Here is a 16,675-nt window from a genome sequence, read left to right on the forward strand (position 1 = left end):
GGCTTTTTTATTATAATTTGATCCCGAGAACCCTATCTATCTCGTTCCCGTCTTTTGTGATCGTGTGACTATATAATAAATTCAGAATAGAATATTTGCTATATTTAGTCTTGGTTTCATATTCCCAATCCCAGAGAAGGCCTCCCATTCCAGGAATTGCTAAAATTCCCATCGCATGTAACCCGTTCATATTATTTCCATATTGTCTGTAATAGAATAATCCGGGACCCACAAGCATCAGATCTTCTTCTTTGGAAATTTTTTGATTTCTATAATATAATAATCCTAAACCAAGCATATCGAATCTTCCGTCTTTTTCTGAAGAGAAATATCCCAGGACTGGAGGTATTAATGACGCAGTTCCTGCAGCATCCGAATGATAATAATACACAGGAAGGAAATTAGCCAGAGTTTCTCCAGGAGTGGATTTCAGACGCATCCAAAGGAAATTTGTATCCGAGTAATCAGGACGTCTTTCAAGGCCGAAGATCAATCCTCCTAAAACCGCGAATCTTGTTCTTTGTTCTTCCGATTCAGTATGGATCAAACCTAAGAATAAATTTAAATTTCTCCTTTTTTGGTAAGATTCGTAGTTAGTATCAAAAATCCCTGCAAACCCCCACCGATCCCACTCACTGTCCTTATAATTATAAAATCCTAATGCAAACCAGAACCTAGATTCTTTACTTTTCCTATAAAATGCAAGAGGAGCCAAACCATAAGCAGTACGTTCCGGATTGTCCAAATAAAAAGCGGGACCGATTACTAATCTTTCTAAACCCGAATTTCCGGATTTATAATCAGTAATTAACAAAAAGTTTAAATGTTTTTCTTTTTTAAACGGATCATTCTCCGATTCAAATCTATATATAGGAAAAAGATACGATTTGAAATATATACTAGTCGTTTCTTCTTTTTTAAGATCCTTAACAGTATGCAATGTATTTGAAAAAAGGAAGAATGCATTAAAATCCCTCCACTGATCTACAACCTTATCGGTACTTCCTTCCTTAGATGAAACGGATTCGTATTTAGAATAATCGATCAGTTTTAAGAATGTTACGTCTCTCTTGAAATATTCACGATATTCCATGTTCTGCTTTTCGGAATATGTGAATAAAAGAGGGATAGGTAGAAAGTAAAAAGAAGAACTAGTTTCCAGAGTTTTACTTCCGGAAGTCGAAAAAATCCCAATTGGATTCGCATTGAAGGAATTCCAACTTCCTTCTTGGAATTCAGTTCTATCGGAATAAAATAAAATTCCCCAGGTAACCCTTTCTTTAAAAAGATTCGGGACATTCCTTTCCTTATTAGAATAAAAAGGATAGATCGCAAATGAACTCTCTTGATCGGAACCTGAACCGTTTAATAAGCCTAAAACATTCCATCCGGAACCATTCCCCTTTTTATAACCGTAGTAAAGAATTGGAACAGTTGTATAACTCTCTACGATATTATCCCCTTCCTTCTCCGAACCCGAAAAATAAAAAGGAAATATATGAAAGCGACTCGAAGTTCTTTCTCCACTTTTTTCTTTAGATGAAGAAACGAGCCCCAAAAAGTTCCCTTTAGAAACGGACGGAGAAGATTCGTTATAATATCCTAATATAAAAAGTGTATTTTCCGTCGAGTTTCGTTTATAGTAGATCGTAGGGAAAAACAAAAAGTCTACCTTAGTGGTTTGTTCCTGAGTTTCAGTGGCTTTCTTAGATCTTGAATAATAATAAAATGGAGTGAGTAAAGAAGAGGATTCTTCTCCGTTCAATTCCCTCTTACTGGAATAAGCGGATAATAAAGTATAAAAATTGGAAACATAAGCTTCTTCAGACGAGACCTTAAGTTTAGAACCATAACTCAAATAAAAAGGAATTAATAAACTATAGGATTTCTCTTGGAATAGATCCTGATCTTGACTTGACTCAGAGCCAGAGTGGAATAAAGGCAAAAGTAAAGAATGAAAAGATCTGGTGGTAATATTTCCCTCTACGACCCTTTTTCTATAATACAAAGGAGAAATTGTGCGAGAATGATCCTTAGATTGGTCATGAGCGACTAACGGGAAAATCCTAAATCCCCAAGAATCCGGAGAATAATAAAAACGTGTGATTGGCCAAAGAACCGAATAATCCCTCACTTCTCCTTGTTTTCCTCTTAGGAAACCGAAAAGAAGATAGGACTCTTGGAAATTTTCCTTTTGGTCTTGCCTTCCATAAAATGGAAAAAGAACAAAATAGGATTCGTCTCCGATCCTACTCCAAAAGAATAAAGGAGCGGCATAAACTTTATCTGAAGTTTTTTCAGACCAAGAAAACCAACTTAAAGGTAAAAGCCTAAAATGACGTCTATCGTCTCCTCTCTCATAACTGAAAATCCCGAATAGAGCGCTAACTCCCCAGAAAGAACGAACTTTCTCTCGAGTTAATCTATTATACTGCCCCAGACCTTCTTTTTCATCTTGAGAATTTTTAGCAGAAATATTCTCAACAGGCAAATTGGAAGAGGATAATTCACTAGGGTGATTTTCCTTCCAAAATTGTAATTCTTCTTTGTTTACTGAAGTTCTTGTAGAAATGCTAAATAAACTATAGAATAAAGAAACATCCGCATCCAGATAATAATCTTTTTCAGTAGAACCAACTCCGGCAGTGCCAGAAAAACTTCCCAAAGTTTTAGAAGAAGAATAAGCTAATTTCAACTCTAAAGTTTTATCAGCCTCATAATAGTTTAACCAGAGAGGAAGGAACATATCTCCCTTACTTCGGGAATTACTCCAATTCCAATAGAGAGGGAACCAAGTTGAGAATTCCTCCTTACGAACCTTATCTACATTCGAAAACCATAATAGAGGCCAGATCCAAGTATTATTTTTATCTTCTGAACGGTTCCAATAATGAAAAAGACCAAAATGTGTATAAATATCATAATCTTTTCCAAAGCGGAAATAGAAAGGCAGAACTAAACGAAAGCTATCCCGTTTATAAAAATAGAACGGAAACGCGTAGGTATATTTTGCATCCCCCGCCTTGTCAAATCCTCTGCCCACAAGACCGAGAACATTCCAATAAGAATATTCATTTGTGCTATTTGAAAAATAGAATGGGTAAATCCTTCTTCTTGATTCTTGGTCCGTATCATATCTTTCATACAAAGTGACCAATGAGTATTTTTCAAACTTTGTCTTATACTCCTTAGAGTAAGATAATGGAGTAATGAGTTCCTTATAATCAGAAGTCTCGTTCCATTGAAAGATTGGAAGTAGAGTATAACTTTCAGATTTATATCCGGCCCAAGAATCCCGATAGAAATACCAAAACGGAAATAAAACCCATCTTTGGTACTGATCACCAACCTCACTCTTCCTGGAATAAAATGGGCCTACCCAAGTTCTTGTTTTATTCCAATAAGTGAACAATGGAATGATCCAAGTGTATTCGTTGCCAGTTTGGTTTCCTTTGGCCCATAATGGAATAAAATGAAAATATTCATCTGACTTATAGTACCAAAAAGGGAAGAAAGATCCTCGCTGAAATTTTCCTTGTTCATCCCAAGAAAGGTAGGTATTGATAAAATAATTCTGTGAGGCTTCCTTTTCCTTATTTCTATAAAAAAGCGGAAATAGGATTCTATATCCAGATGCATCCGAAGAATAATAAGAAATCGGAGTGATTACTTTTGATTCATCAGGTTTAAAGGAATGAAAATAGAGCGGAAAAAATAAAAATTTAGAAGACCCGTTCCAATTTTTCGTATAATAAAAATTTAAAGCATAAAGATCTAGATCTGTTGCGGTCCTGCTATAATAGAAAGGAAGTGGTAATAAACCGAATTTTTCCGTTCCATTATCAAAATAGGCCGGGAATAAATAAAGATATTCATTTTTCTTATGGAACATCAGAGGAAATAAATAAGAAGAAGAATAATCTCCCTTCTCGTTGGAATTCCAACCACTGATCAATAATACATTTGTATCGGACTTCCCTCCCTTTTCCCATTTTCTATTAAAAACGATCGGGATATTCGCAGTATAATTTTGCAATTCACCATTATGATAATTTCGATCCAAGAAGAAGGCTAAGTAATAGGAAAATTTTGTCTCTTCTTTTCCACCTCCTCCCAATTGAGGGGTTTCCTTCCATGTTTGTCCAAAAAGCGGAGTAAAAAAAGATCCTTCCTGGCCAGAATTCCAGGAATTATAAGAGAATAAAGGGAAGATGGTAAAATTAAAATCTTCTTTATCAGAATAAGAATTATATAATGTATTATAGAAGAATATAGGAAAAAAAGTGAAATTGAATTTTCTTTTACCGGAGCCCCAGTATACCAAAGGAAGAATGGAACCATAAGAAGATTCCTTATCTTCTCCCCAATGGAAGATCATAAAATGATTCCAATCGTCTCCATTTGTTCTATTCCTAAAAAATAAGAATGGAACCGCAAAATAAAATGATTCTTCCTTACCACTTTCAATTGTTTTACTTCTTCCAAACAAAGGAAGAAAGGACGGAAAAGATACCCAACTTTCCGAAAATTTTTCTCCTCTGGATTCGTAAGAGTTATAGTGGAATAAGGAAAAGTTTACACCGGAATCTGATTGAGGGTTCTGGATGCGCTGGGCATAATACAGCGGAAAAAAATAAGATCTAAAGGACTCATTCTCCTTAGCAGACAAATGATCAATAAGCGGGAAAAAACTGGTCTGAGTAAACTTAGGGTAATTCGTGCGGGTATAAAGTACAAGTATATTTAAGGAATAATGTGGTCCCCAATATTCTTCACTGGCAAAAGGAGGTAGCCTAAATCTATATTTATCTTCTTTATCACTTCCTAATATAGGTTTTTTTTCAGAAGTGAGAGTGTCGAAATAATCAGTTGCTTGGACATCGGAAGAAAAACAGACAAGAAGGACCGTAAAAGAGAAAATGGCGCTTCCGATTTTGGGAAGAAAATTTTTGAAAAAATTCCTAATCATAAACTTCCAAAAGTTTTAATTTACTCTTTTCTCCCCTGAGGATTTTGACCTTAGAAGGAGCCAGGCCCAATTCTTCTGCGACGGCTCTAACCACTGCATCATTCGCCTTACCTTCGGTAGCAGGCTCCTTTACTGCAACGATCCAAACACCATCCTCTGACTTAATCAAAGACGGCTTTTTAGAATTCGGTTTTACCCTGACCTGAATTTTCACCGCGGATCTTCCGGGCAAAATTACTTCTTACGAAATATTTTTCCAGCTATTAACCTTATCTCTTCTATACCTAAAAACAGACTGACTAGGAAAAAAATTGCCATACCGGGGAGGACAGCTGCGCAAAGAGAAATCCTGGAAGAATTCGCATAACTTAAACCTTTTTCGGAGAGGAACCCTAAGGCTTCAGGATGGATCATTTCCCTGTAGAAAAATAAAAATGCCGCCATCGCTAAAAGTGGCAGGACCAATTTTGCAATTTTTAATAGAAAACCCTTCCAGGGAAAAGCGACATCGTGCTTTTTTAAATAATTAGAGAGCAAGGTCCATGTCACCACGGTTGATACAGCAGAAGACAAAGCAATTGCTGAATGTTTTAGGAAAAGGATCAAAGAAAAATTCAATGTCAAGTTCAGAGCAAAGGTGAATGCTTGTACTCTCAAAGGAGTTTTTGTATCTTGGAATGCGTAATAAGTAGAGATCAAAACCTTATTCATGCTATAGAATGGGACAGCAACAGAATAAAATACCAACGGTAAGATAGTAGTTTCAGTAGCAATATGATCCCATCTTCCGCCGTAATAAATGGAATCCAAGATTGGACCCGCCAAGATACCAATGCCTAGAGCTGCTGGTGCAGTTAGAAATCCTGCAAATCCTAATACTCCTAACATTTCTTTAGGAACTTCAGAATGTTTATCCTGCTTTAAGGATGAAAGTAACGCAGGCAAAGTTGTAGTAGCAAGCGCAACACCTATAATTCCGGTCGGGAGTTGTACTAATCTTTGCGCATAATCCAAACTAACAACTGCACCTAAACCAGGATTCGTATTTTGCACATAGTTTGCTAAAAATATATCCACTAAAAGGCCGAGTTGGTAAAAACCTCCTCCGACCGCAGCAGGTAACATTAATTTAAATATTTTTGAAATAGCAGGATGTTTATAATTCCAGGAGAATATTGGGCCTTCTCCATTTTTAGAAACATACCATGCCTGGACACCCAACTGGATAATTCCTCCCCCCACAATTCCGAAACAAAGAACCCTAACCTTGGTCAGAAGTTCCCAATCTACAAAAGGGAAAATTCCCAGAAATATAGTAAGGTAACTTAGGTTCAGGATGATAGGAGAAAGAGAAGGAACAAAAAATCTATTTTTGACGTTAGAGATCGCCATATAGATCGAAGACAAACTTGCCGTGACAATTAAGAAAAATAGAATATAGGTAAGTTCTACTACAAGCCCAGAATATTCTGCAGTTCCACCAACGAGGATCGGAAGAGCAAAAGGAGAAAATGTAAAAACGATTACTACAAAACTTAGAAGGATTACGAAAAGAAAACTTAATACAGCTCCGCTCATCTTTCGAGCTGCAATTACTCCATCCTTCTCCGCATCCGAATATAATGGCATGAAGGATTGGGAAAGAGTTCCTTCCGCGAGTAAATTTCGGAACATATTCGGTAATCTATATGCTACAGAAAATGCGGAGGCGACTGTTCCTGTCCCGAAAGACACGGCCATAAAATGGTCTCGGAACACCCCTAAAATTCTGGAAATGAGTGTGTAAAAAGAAAGAGCGAAACTTCTTCTGGCTGCTTGGGACAAGAGATCCTACGTGGTCGGTGTTTCCGGCGAACTGAAACTAACCTAATAGTTTCTCCAAGTAGCGAACTCCACCGGTGCGACTCACGTCAAACTGAATTCCACAATTAGGACATTGGTGACGACCTAAGGTCTTGATCCTAAGCCTTGCTCTACAAGATTCACAATATAAGACTCTTTCTTGGATATTACGAGCTTGCTCCAAAGAATGATCCAGATCTTTTCCAATTTTAGTCTTCTCCACTGGTTCTTGTCCGGGGATTGGAACAGTGCTGATCTCAGGAACATACACGTCCGATTTAGTTAAGGAAGAAGAAGGACTAGAATAAAACTGGATCGGTTTTGTTTGTCTAAGAGAAGAAATATTTTCCGATTTTTCAGCGAGAGTCCTTCTATCCTCGATCTTCAAAGAAGAAAGCCATACTTCTGCTTCTTTTTCATGAGTAAAAAAGTTAGAACTCTTATTCAAACCGAATAATCCTAAAACCAGTAAACCTTCTTCATTCCAATCGCTGAATGCAATATTGCCGCCGAACTTTTCGAAGAAGTTTTTTAATTCTACAAGCGCAGAAATACCATCCTCTTCTATATATTCCACAAAGCGAGAATTGACTAATACAAGTCTTTCCCCTTCTTCCCAGCGAGTTTTAATAAATCGTACTAGGTCGAATGCGGAATAGGAATCAAGAACCCCTTTCGGAGTTACCTTCAATATATGCCCTAGTTTTGTAGTATGAATTTCCAAAAAAGTTTATCCTAGATAAATAGCGTCTATAATTTCCGCTTTCTCTCGATTGACTGCTTGTGCGGGAGAAGAAGCCACAGGCGATACAGGAATATTTCTCTCTATACTTGCAGGTGCAGGCTGTTGGTAAGAAGGAGGTGCATTTTCTCTCCAACGAATAGGTCCTTGGGTTTGTGCAAAGTCAACCTTCTCCCATAAAGGAGGAGAAGAAGGATCCGCAATATATTTTCCATCTTGAGTAAAAGATGTGCGAACACTTTTAACGAGCAAATGAGCAAATCCTAATATAAGAGCGCAGATAAGAGCGATAATAGCGTTATTCTGCAGAATCCACCAAAATAGTTCTGTCTGGATTTTTACAAAATGTGCAAAATTCCCTCTTTCATATTTCATATGAAGAGAAGCTACTCGTTCCAATTTCTCAGGATGATACACTGCCATAGAAAGAAGAACACTTGGTACAGAAATTTCAGGGAAATAAGGAGAAACGATCTGCATCAGTTTATCATTCTGGAATGTATTCTTGTCTCCCAATAAGATTGGAGTTCCAATTTGCCATTTCCTCAAATGATGAGCAGCAGTGTAGTTTGTAGATAAAAACTTAGGTTCAGGCTTTCTTTTAGCTCTTGGTTCGGACACGTAGTCTTCGTTAGATGATGCAAGAACTACTCCAGAGTCATCTGTCATACTGATCTCCGAAATGATAAATCCTTCTTTATCTCCTGAAGTCACTTTAACAAGTCTCGTGAATGCAAAATTCAGATCTTCCAATCTATCTTTGCTTAATTTCCCTTCGCTGGACTTAGAGATAGCTCCAATTGTATCTCTTGCTCTTTGGTCAGAAAGATTTTTGATCTGCTCAAAGGATGCAAGAGAAGATTCCAAGAAGGACCATGCAGAGGCTCCGGCAGCAATCCCTTCGCAAATTAATAGTGCTAAAATGAAAAATAATATATGTTTGAAAATTTGCACCTGAGAACCTCTCTTCTTTTAAAAATCGGCCGATTTCGGCTTTTTTCTAAAGAATAAAAATCAATTTTCGGTGCTGATCTTGTCTCGAATCGGCTTTAAATTTTCCAGAAATTTGGACTGAAAAGCTTGGATCCATTCCTTCTTCTTATCTTTTCCACTAGAAAGTCCCAGTTGGGAGATAGAGATCATCGATTTCCAGTCCTGCCCGCAAGGATGAATGCACTGGAAGGCTGAAAAATCATTAGAAACATTTATAGCGATCCCGTAACTAGTAAACCAGGACTTGAACAAAACTCCCATGGAAAGAATTTTACGATTGGGAGAAGTGGAAAGATAAAGCCCTGGAGCATTCGGATTTTTTACAAGATCCAAGTCCCAAACTTTCTTTGTGGAATAAATTGCAGATTCAAGGACTTGATCCAAAAATTCTGAGATGGAAATTTCTCTATTTTTTAAGTCCAAATGTATATAGGTAACGATCTGTCCGGGCTCATGAGCGGTATAATCCCCTCCTCTTTTTATGTATTGGAGAGAGATTCCATGTTCGGAAAGGAAGTCCTCATTTCGGAGAAGATTGTCGATATTATAATTGATCCCCCCGGTTATCGTAAGAGGGTGTTCCAAAAATAGAATCGATTCCCTTCGATTTTCCCGGGACTTTTCCTGGAAGCGGACGTAATCTTCGTAAGGAAGGGGATTTTTCAGGGAAAAAGCCTGCACACTCGTATTATTTATGGAAAAGCTGCTCGAAGTCATCTCCTTTATACTCCAAAGATCTCCGCGAGGAAGAAACCGTCAGGAACTTGCAAAACTGGTCTATCTTTCTGACGGAGTATTCTTTCAGAAATACGCCAAAGTAATTACTCAGCAAAAATACATCCATTTGGAAGATTCTCCTTATCCGATGGAACTGAATCAGGCACTTCTTCACCTGAAAGAAAATAGTCTAATAGATGTGACCCCAAAATTGACTGAGACCGGGATCTCTGGTTATCTGTTAACTTGGGTAGGAACTGAACATGAGGACGAAATTGACCTGAATCGTCAGGAAAAAAGAATCCTTCGCAAGGTCCTGGAAAATTTCAAAGGAAGTGTTTACGACGAAAATAGAGTGTATCCGAATTTATATGAAAATTACGTGATCACTCCTCTTTTCTCGGAAATTAAGTTTAGCAAAGAAACTATTAACACTAAAATCCATTTCTTTAAGAGAAAAACGCTTTTGAATATCTCAGGCAAAATATTTAAGGTACTTTTTAGCGAGTAAACACGAATGCTCATCACTGTTTGTAAAGGTAAAATCCATAGAGCCACGGTAACCGATGCTGACCTCAATTATGAGGGAAGCCTGACGGTAGATATGGATTTGGTAGATGCCGCTGGAATGTTTCCTTATGAAAAAGTTTCCGTTGTGAATGTAAACAATGGATCCAGATTCGAGACATATCTGATCGAAGGCAAAAGAGGTTCTGGAGAGATCTGCTTAAACGGAGCTGCTGCCCGTCTCGGAATGAAAGGAGACAAGGTAATAATTATCTCCTATGGCTCCCTGGAAGAAAAAGACCTGCCAAAAGGTTATAAACCCCAAGTCGTTCTCGTAGACGACAAAAACCATATCAAAAAAGCCTAAATCCTTAGGCTTTAAATCCGCTGGACTAAATCTATAACCCGGATAGAATCGATCCGTTTTCCGCCCTAAACGGAATTCTTCTCATTTTTTTAAGGAAAAAGGAGAAGGAACGGCTAAGTTTCGGGGCTTAGAAGTCGATATTCAATATGAAGAACCGTACTGGGACAATAAATCGCATGAAATCCGTCGCAAAATTTTCTTTTATCCTATTATTCTTAATTTTGGGAAATGGCGTTTCCGGCCAAAACAATGCAGAGAAGGAAAGTAAAGGTTCCGAAGGAGTGGAATTTTATCCGCTCGCGTATTACGACGATAGACTCTTAGTCAAAGAAGTTTCCTTCTTCCGTAGACATGCAGATAACGGAAAAGGCGAGTTCATGGACGTAATGGTAGAGCTCGAAAACAGAGACTTCGACGCTGCAAACTTCTCCATTTATATTTTAGCGGTAAACGAAACTCCTCTTTCTAAAGTGGACGATCGCAGAGAACTGGTTCCATTCCCTAAATGGAGACAGTATGACGTAGAAGAACAGACTAAGGTAGTTAACTTCCAGAACCTGGTTCCAGTAAAGCTAGACAGCAAAAATGTTTGGGGCGAGAAAAAATACGGTGAAGTGAAGAAGAGCTACGACGAAAAGATCGCGAGAGGAGAAAAAGTAAAATTCCCTAATCCGAATCTAGACACTCTAGTTCATTATCTTACTAATAACCCTAAAGATGCTCTTCCTATCGTTCTTTACGGAGAAGAAGGTCCTGCAAAAGACAAAGTTCTGATCAGCAACTTCGTTCCTCAAACAGCTGAGGATCTACAAAAACAGAAACATGACACTTTAAGCAAACACACTTATACCGTATACAATGCTAAGTACAAATCCACGATCTTCTCACACCACTACACAGAGTATCGTCCTGGATATTTTACTTTTAATAAGGTTGTGGTTCTGATCTTCAACCCTCAAAAAGAGAAGAACAAACTAGTCTATCGTAAGATCATAGATATCAATGGGTTGAAATTGGTGAACTAAGACTTATCCCTTATTAACCAACCTCAGTATGAAAGAAGGATCCGAAAGGGTCCTTTTTTATTGGAATCAACTTTCCGCATAGTTTCAGCTCATTTAATTTACAAATATAAGGGCAAAATATGAAGTTGGGCAGAATCGCTCAGCAAAACTATCAAAAGAAAAAGATCCATCTAAGACAAATACTTGTAAAAATGATTTGAGATTATGAAAATAAAGGAAATAATCAGAATCCTAGAGAGCGGATGGTTGGTATTTGGTAAACCAAACTGGAAGCCATAAACAATTTAAACATCCTCAGAAACCCGGAAGAGTAACTGTAGCCGGTAAACCAAATGCGGATATTCCTCCTGGAACTTTGAATAGTATCTTGAAACAATCAGGTCTAAAGTAATCATTTATGGAATATCCAGTTATTATAGAAAAAGGCCCTACAAGTTTCGGAGCCTATGTTCCGGATCTACCTGGTTGCGTTGCAGTCGGGAAAACAGAAGAAGAAGTTACAAAACTAATCAAAGAAGCAATTGAGTTTCATTTAGATGGATTGAGAAAAGAGGGAGAACCGATTCCCGCCCCCTCAAGAGTGACACTTGTATCCATATAATAAAAAAGGACCCAAAAGTGTGGGTCCTTTTTTTGTGCTTAGGGATTTTGACCGGATTGTGGTCGACGGTAACGATCTATACTGCCCGGAACGAATCTTGTGGTCCAAAGTCCTCGGTCGATGTTTTTTTCCACCCAACCTTTTCCATGATCCCATCTTCCATCCGATATAAAATCGAAAAAGTAAGAGGAATTCATGTAACGGTAGGAGTCCATGATATCTAAGATATCTCGACTCTCCGAGTCCTCAGGAGCCTCTTCGAAGAAGAAGTTGCTATCCATTCGCCTCTACCATGATTCTTTCCATCCAAATGTCCATCTTTATTTAGCTAATGAGAAAATAATCTAGGGTTGCCCTAATTCTAAGACTCATCCCCTGATACTTTAGACTCTGGCTCCTCTCTATTCTCCTCTCGCTGGTTCGAAATGGAATAGAGAAAAGTCAAAAATCCCTGGTTTTTTTCAGGATTGGACTCCTTTCTCAAAAACTTAGACCTGGTCTTTCTGAAAGATTGTTTGGTCTGTCTGAACTTCTCCGCCTCGTCCAAAAGTCCATCCAATCGATTTTCCAGAAAAAATCTGAGTTCTTCCTGCAAATCCTCGCCGATTTTTTCGGATCCTTGTTCTGAATTTTTTGGCTCCTTCTCCATTTCCGGCCCCCATATGATATTTTAGGTTTTCCCCGGACAAACAGGTGCCCAATCCGAAGAATGGAGCGCATTTTTTTTCTTGCGACAAGGGAGTTTAGACCCAAATTTGAGGGAATGCTAAATCCTACAGAACTCACGGAAACCCTAGTCTCTGGGAAAGATATCGAACTGGAATATCGATTTATTTCAGACGAGGACCACCAGCAGATTTACCTTCTGCTACTTCAGGTTTTAGGAAATCTGGACAGATTATTTCTTACGGAAGTGGTTTCCACCATTCTGAAAGAACTTCTGATGAATGCGAATAAGGCCAATGCGAAGAGGCTTTTTTTCCTAACCGAAGGGTTAAACATCAACGAAGCATCTCATTATAATAAAGGGATGAAACGTTTTTTAGAAGAGATCATTCATAAATGGGATGAACAGGAAAAAGTACTCAAAGGTTCCAATTTATCTGTTCGTCTTCGTGCAAAGATCATGAACCAGAATTTGATCTTCTTGATCGAGAATGATTCGGCACTTCTTCCCCAAGAGTCCGAAAGGATCAAAGCAAGATTAGAATCCGCAAGTAAGTTCAATGATCTATCCGATGCATTTCTTTCTATGGCGGACAGCCAAGAAAGTGCAGGCCTTGGACTTGTACTCATACAGTTATTACTAAAAAACTCCGGTATCGGTTCTGATAAATTTAAGATAGAGACCGACGGAAAGATCACCAGAGCAACCTTAGTGATCCCTAAACAAATCGTTCCTTTGGAAGTTGCTACCAAACTCAAGGACAGAATCCTTACAGAAGTAGAAGGCCTTCCCCCACTTCCTCATACTCTTACAAGGATCATAAATCTTTGTAATAATCCTGACTCGGATTTAGGTGTAATCGCAAACGAGATAGAAAGAAATCCTGCAATCAGTGCGGATCTTCTTAAACTTTCTAACTCAGCAGGTTTCGCGAGTAGGAATAAAGTAAATACCATCGTCCAAGCTGTTAAGGTTGTGGGACTGAAGAACGTCCGAAATCTTTTGTATGTATCAGGCGTACGAAAGATCATGGAAGGAAGATATTCCAAACTTCAAGAAGTATGGAATCATTCCAACCTGGCGAGTTTTTTCGCTAGGCAGGTTTCTCAAAGAGCGGGACTTGGAAAACTTTCCGATATCGCTGCAGTAGGCGCCTTACTCCATGATTTGGGAAAATTCATATTGCTTTCATTGGACCCTACATTATTCAAACGTTTGGCATCTTACCAAAAGCATAGGGACCTATCCAATTCCACAATCTTAGAAGAAATTTCCACAGGTATTTCTCATCCCACTTTAGGGGCAATGCTTGCCAGAAAATGGGATTTTCCTCCAGACCTAGTACATATGATCGAATTTCATCATAGAGCATTCATGGCGACTAACACGATTTATACGGATTTAGTTGATTCTGTATACGTAGCAAATATGATGTGTGATTATCTGGATAAGAAGACCAGCTACTATGCAGCTGACTCGAGTATACTAAAAAAATTCCAGTTAGATGATAAGGCAAAATTCGAAGAGACCTGCGAAAAATTAGCAAAGGCCTACGAGATCGCGAATGAAGAAAACTGAATCCAATAATCTGCTTAATTTACACGGAATTAAGTTTTATAGATCTGGAACTCCCATTCTAGATGGAATCGATTTCCAGATCAATTCTGGGGAACATTGGGTGCTTTTAGGCCGCAATGGGGCCGGTAAGACAACACTTGTAAATTTGATCTATGGTTCCGTTTGGCCTACTGCAGGTAGGATCAATCTTTTCGGAGAAACCTTCGGAGAAACTCCGCTACAGATCCTACGTAATAAGATTGGAATCTTGGATTCTTCTCAGCAAGAAAGTGCACTTCAAAAAAGTCTTACAGTTTACGATGTACTCCTTACAGGTTTTTTTCATACCATAGGTTTTTATAGAGAATCAAATGCTTGGGAAGAAAAAGAAGCAGAGCGGATTTTAGAAGAGAACGGTTTCGATGCTAAAAGAAACCAATTATTCCGAACTCTATCTTCTGGCGAGAAGAAGAAAATCCTTTTCTTAAGAGCAATGTGCACTTCTCCTGAATTTGTGATCTTAGATGAGCCTTGCTCCGGATTGGATCTAACAGCGAGAGAGGAATTCATAGATTTCTTAGATGAATATAAGAAGAATAGAAGTTTCACTTCTATTTATATCACGCATAGGATCGACGAGATCCCTCCATTTTACGAACACGCAGCTCTTCTGAAATCGGGCAAAATTTTATTCTCAGGCGAGATCAAGGAGGCATTCACTTCTGCAAGACTTTCGGATCTATATGATCGCAAAGTAGAGGCAGAAAATCGGAATGGCACCTGGGTCGCAGTAACTGAGAGAAAATAATTATAGATACTCCGCGTAGTCGCAGGCAGGAAAGCGGGAGCAGATATAATATTCTTTCTTTTTGGAAGATTTCTTTTTTACTCTCTCCCCTTCTTTGCATACAGGACAAAATCCGTATTTCGGGGCTTTTGGTTTTTCCTTTAACTGCTTACTAATAGCAGCTATATTCGTTTTCTTTAATTGAGAATCTAAAACAGAGTAAAATTCGGAAAGAACCTTGGACCTATTTTCTTCTCCCGAAGCGATAGAATCCAATTTTTGTTCCATTTCGGAAGTGAACTTTTCTCTGAATAAATCGGCAAATGCAGCCTGTAAAAATGCGTTTACCCTTTCTCCTAAGCTCTCGGCGTATAATTTTCCTTTTTCTGAATATACATATTTTCTTTTGTATAATGTTTCCAGGATAGAAGCGAAGGTAGAAGGTCTGCCTATTCCTTCTTTTTCTAATTTGGAGACAAGACTTGCTTCTGTGTATCTAGGAGTAGGTTCTGTAGTTTTTTCTTGGATTTCCCAAGGATCTGGAGTTAATATTTCTCCTTTTTTCCATGTAGGAAAAATGTCTGCGCTTACATTATAGATCTTTTTATAACCAGGATCTATAGTAAAAAGTTTCTCTCCTTTCCAAACTTCCTCTCCTCCATTGGCCAGAAACTCCAATCTTTTCCAAGTTTCAGGTTTCATTTGAGAAGCAATTGTACGTTTCCAGATCAGTTCATATAGTTTTTTGGAATCCTTACTTAAATGACGATCGGCGACTTCGAATATGAAGGACGGCTCCAAAAACACATCCACAGGACGGATCGCTTCATGAGCATCCTGTGATTTTCCTTTTGTCTTTTTGACTCTGTAGGTTTGGGCCTTATCTGATACAAATTCATTCCCGAATTTTGAAGCGATCTTTCGACGGATAGAATCAATCGCGGCTTCTCCAATCCGGACCGAATCAGTCCTCATATAAGTGATCAATCCTTGGGATTTTCCTTTTCCCAGATCAGTTCCCTCATATAGTTCCTGAGCAAGCTTCATCGTTTTGGATGCAGAAAATTTTAAGATCCTAAATGCTTCCTGCTGCAAAGTTGCAGTAGTGAAAGGTGGTGGAGGCAAAGTTTCCCCCAGTTTTTCTTTTCTTTCTGCAATCTTTAATACTTTTGATTTTTTTAATATAGAATCCAGGAATTCGGATGCTTCTCTTTGAGTTAAGAAGTTGTCTTTTTGAGGATAAAAAAGGATCCTTTCGTTTTCTCCAGTTCCATAAAACACAGTCGCAGAAACTATCCATGTAGTAACCGGGATAAAACTTCGAATTTCCTCTTCTCTTTCGCAGATCCATTTTAATGCAACCGACTGCACTCTTCCTGCGGAAAGACCTTCTCCATTTACCGCTCTCCATAGAAATGGACTTACCTTATATCCGATCAGTCTATCTAAGATCCTTCTGGCCTTTTGAGAATCTACCAGATCCAGATCGATCTTGTCCGGTTCTGCGATAGCCTGTAAAATTTTGTCCTTTTGGATTTCTTGGAATCGAATTCGGGAGATATTAGCCTTCTTCCCTAATTTTTGAGCCAGAATATAACCTATAAATTCACCTTCCCTGTCTGGGTCAGTTGCGATGAGTATAGAAGAATGAGACTTCGCTTCCTTTAAAATAGAAGATAAGACTTTCTTTTTTCCTTTAAGAGGAACATATTCGGGTTCAAAATCTTTTTCAATTTTGATCCCGATCCGATCTGGGGGAAGATCTAAAATATGTCCGAAGGTGGCGAGCACCTTATATTCTTTTCCTAAATAGGAAGAGATAGTTTTGACTTTGGTAGGAGACTCTACAATTATTAAGACGGACATTGGGGATCAGGCCGGAAATCCGGCCCTTCCGTATT

At 38.4% G+C, this 16,675-nt stretch carries 16 protein-coding genes; 7 read left to right on the forward strand and 9 right to left on the reverse strand.

Features of this window, described 5'->3' with window-relative positions:
• Positions 1–10: 10 nt before the first annotated feature.
• Genes B1C82_RS05365 through lipB form a run of 6 tightly spaced genes read right to left on the reverse strand, consistent with a single transcriptional unit; the run spans position 11 to position 9,263 of the window.
• Complete coding sequence (locus B1C82_RS05365) at positions 11–4,969, reverse strand: LA_1737 family protein (protein ID WP_086446576.1); 4,959 nt, start codon at positions 4,967–4,969, stop codon at positions 11–13.
• Positions 4,962–5,183, reverse strand: coding sequence for a DUF167 domain-containing protein (locus B1C82_RS05370; protein ID WP_199775808.1), 222 nt, complete (start codon positions 5,181–5,183; stop codon positions 4,962–4,964). Before B1C82_RS05370 ends, B1C82_RS05365 begins: the two co-directional genes overlap by 8 nt.
• 20 nt (positions 5,184–5,203) lie before the next feature.
• Complete coding sequence (murJ, locus tag B1C82_RS05375) at positions 5,204–6,793, reverse strand: murein biosynthesis integral membrane protein MurJ (protein WP_086446578.1); 1,590 nt, start codon at positions 6,791–6,793, stop codon at positions 5,204–5,206.
• 37 nt (positions 6,794–6,830) lie between these two features.
• A complete protein-coding gene (locus B1C82_RS05380) occupies positions 6,831–7,535 on the reverse strand; it encodes an STAS domain-containing protein (RefSeq protein WP_086446579.1) in 705 nt (234 codons plus the stop codon).
• A 6-nt stretch (positions 7,536–7,541) separates the two neighbouring features.
• Positions 7,542–8,507 carry an LIC_12071 family protein gene (locus B1C82_RS05385; protein ID WP_086446580.1) on the reverse strand — a complete coding sequence of 322 codons (966 nt, stop codon included), beginning with the start codon at positions 8,505–8,507 and terminating at the stop codon, positions 7,542–7,544.
• Positions 8,508–8,567: 60 nt separating this feature from the next.
• On the reverse strand, positions 8,568–9,263 hold the full coding sequence (gene lipB / locus B1C82_RS05390; protein WP_086446581.1) for a lipoyl(octanoyl) transferase LipB: 696 nt from the start codon (positions 9,261–9,263) through the stop codon (positions 8,568–8,570).
• Here lipB and B1C82_RS05395 point away from each other — a divergent pair.
• The 5 genes from B1C82_RS05395 to B1C82_RS05415 all read left to right on the forward strand — a co-directional run bounded on the left by B1C82_RS05395 (position 9,241) and on the right by B1C82_RS05415 (position 11,763).
• Positions 9,241–9,774, forward strand: a complete 534-nt coding sequence (locus B1C82_RS05395) for a type II toxin-antitoxin system antitoxin SocA domain-containing protein (RefSeq protein ID WP_086446582.1) — start codon at positions 9,241–9,243, stop codon at positions 9,772–9,774. The genes lipB and B1C82_RS05395 overlap by 23 nt on opposite strands.
• Before the next feature lie 6 nt (positions 9,775–9,780).
• Positions 9,781–10,137 (forward strand): aspartate 1-decarboxylase, encoded by a 357-nt coding sequence (gene panD / locus B1C82_RS05400; protein WP_008592788.1) that lies wholly within the window; start codon positions 9,781–9,783, stop codon positions 10,135–10,137.
• A 176-nt stretch (positions 10,138–10,313) separates the two neighbouring features.
• Entirely contained in the window at positions 10,314–11,162 is an 849-nt protein-coding gene (locus B1C82_RS05405) for a hypothetical protein (protein ID WP_086446583.1), read from the forward strand.
• A gap of 253 nt (positions 11,163–11,415) precedes the next feature.
• Positions 11,416–11,553, forward strand: coding sequence for a type II toxin-antitoxin system HicA family toxin (locus B1C82_RS05410; RefSeq protein ID WP_234008434.1), 138 nt, complete (start codon positions 11,416–11,418; stop codon positions 11,551–11,553).
• A gap of 6 nt (positions 11,554–11,559) precedes the next feature.
• Positions 11,560–11,763 (forward strand): type II toxin-antitoxin system HicB family antitoxin, encoded by a 204-nt coding sequence (locus B1C82_RS05415; RefSeq protein WP_234008433.1) that lies wholly within the window; start codon positions 11,560–11,562, stop codon positions 11,761–11,763.
• Between the two features lie 38 nt (positions 11,764–11,801).
• Here B1C82_RS05415 and B1C82_RS05420 read toward each other — a convergent pair whose 3' ends face one another.
• Together B1C82_RS05420 and B1C82_RS05425 are read right to left on the reverse strand one after the other, a co-directional pair.
• Entirely contained in the window at positions 11,802–12,044 is a 243-nt protein-coding gene (locus B1C82_RS05420; RefSeq protein WP_086446584.1) for a hypothetical protein, read from the reverse strand.
• Between the two features lie 80 nt (positions 12,045–12,124).
• The gene (locus B1C82_RS05425) at positions 12,125–12,412 is read right to left on the reverse strand and encodes a hypothetical protein (RefSeq protein ID WP_086446585.1); all 288 of its coding nucleotides are present in this window, start codon (positions 12,410–12,412) and stop codon (positions 12,125–12,127) included.
• Positions 12,413–12,526: 114 nt separating this feature from the next.
• Here B1C82_RS05425 and B1C82_RS05430 point away from each other — a divergent pair, with 114 nt between their 5' ends.
• Both B1C82_RS05430 and B1C82_RS05435 read left to right on the forward strand, forming a co-directional pair.
• On the forward strand, positions 12,527–14,008 hold the full coding sequence (locus B1C82_RS05430; protein WP_086446586.1) for an HDOD domain-containing protein: 1,482 nt from the start codon (positions 12,527–12,529) through the stop codon (positions 14,006–14,008).
• Positions 13,995–14,795 carry an ABC transporter ATP-binding protein gene (locus B1C82_RS05435; protein ID WP_086446587.1) on the forward strand — a complete coding sequence of 267 codons (801 nt, stop codon included), beginning with the start codon at positions 13,995–13,997 and terminating at the stop codon, positions 14,793–14,795. Before B1C82_RS05430 ends, B1C82_RS05435 begins: the two co-directional genes overlap by 14 nt.
• Here the strand turns inward: B1C82_RS05435 and topA are convergent, their stop codons facing one another.
• Entirely contained in the window at positions 14,796–16,640 is a 1,845-nt protein-coding gene (gene topA, locus B1C82_RS05440) for a type I DNA topoisomerase (RefSeq protein WP_086446588.1), read from the reverse strand.
• Between the last annotated feature and the right edge of the window lie 35 nt (positions 16,641–16,675).

The organism is Leptospira venezuelensis, from assembly GCF_002150035.1.
GTDB classification, from domain to species: Bacteria; Spirochaetota; Leptospiria; order Leptospirales; family Leptospiraceae; genus Leptospira_B; species Leptospira_B venezuelensis.

Excerpts from the sequence above, each read along its gene's own strand:
- B1C82_RS05420 (WP_086446584.1), bottom strand. The coding sequence starts at position 12,044 with ATGGATAGCAACTTCTTCTTCGAAGAGGCTCCTGAGGACTCGGAGAGT.
- B1C82_RS05425 (WP_086446585.1), bottom strand. The coding sequence starts at position 12,412 with ATGGAGAAGGAGCCAAAAAATTCAGAACAAGGATCCGAAAAAATCGGC.
- B1C82_RS05395 (WP_086446582.1), top strand. The coding sequence starts at position 9,241 with ATGGAAAAGCTGCTCGAAGTCATCTCCTTTATACTCCAAAGATCTCCG.
- B1C82_RS05415 (WP_234008433.1), top strand. The coding sequence starts at position 11,560 with ATGGAATATCCAGTTATTATAGAAAAAGGCCCTACAAGTTTCGGAGCC.
- topA (WP_086446588.1), bottom strand. The coding sequence starts at position 16,640 with ATGTCCGTCTTAATAATTGTAGAGTCTCCTACCAAAGTCAAAACTATC.
- B1C82_RS05405 (WP_086446583.1), top strand. The coding sequence starts at position 10,314 with ATGAAATCCGTCGCAAAATTTTCTTTTATCCTATTATTCTTAATTTTG.
- B1C82_RS05430 (WP_086446586.1), top strand. The coding sequence starts at position 12,527 with ATGCTAAATCCTACAGAACTCACGGAAACCCTAGTCTCTGGGAAAGAT.
- B1C82_RS05365 (WP_086446576.1), bottom strand. The coding sequence starts at position 4,969 with ATGATTAGGAATTTTTTCAAAAATTTTCTTCCCAAAATCGGAAGCGCC.
- lipB (WP_086446581.1), bottom strand. The coding sequence starts at position 9,263 with ATGACTTCGAGCAGCTTTTCCATAAATAATACGAGTGTGCAGGCTTTT.
- B1C82_RS05435 (WP_086446587.1), top strand. The coding sequence starts at position 13,995 with ATGAAGAAAACTGAATCCAATAATCTGCTTAATTTACACGGAATTAAG.
- panD (WP_008592788.1), top strand. The coding sequence starts at position 9,781 with ATGCTCATCACTGTTTGTAAAGGTAAAATCCATAGAGCCACGGTAACC.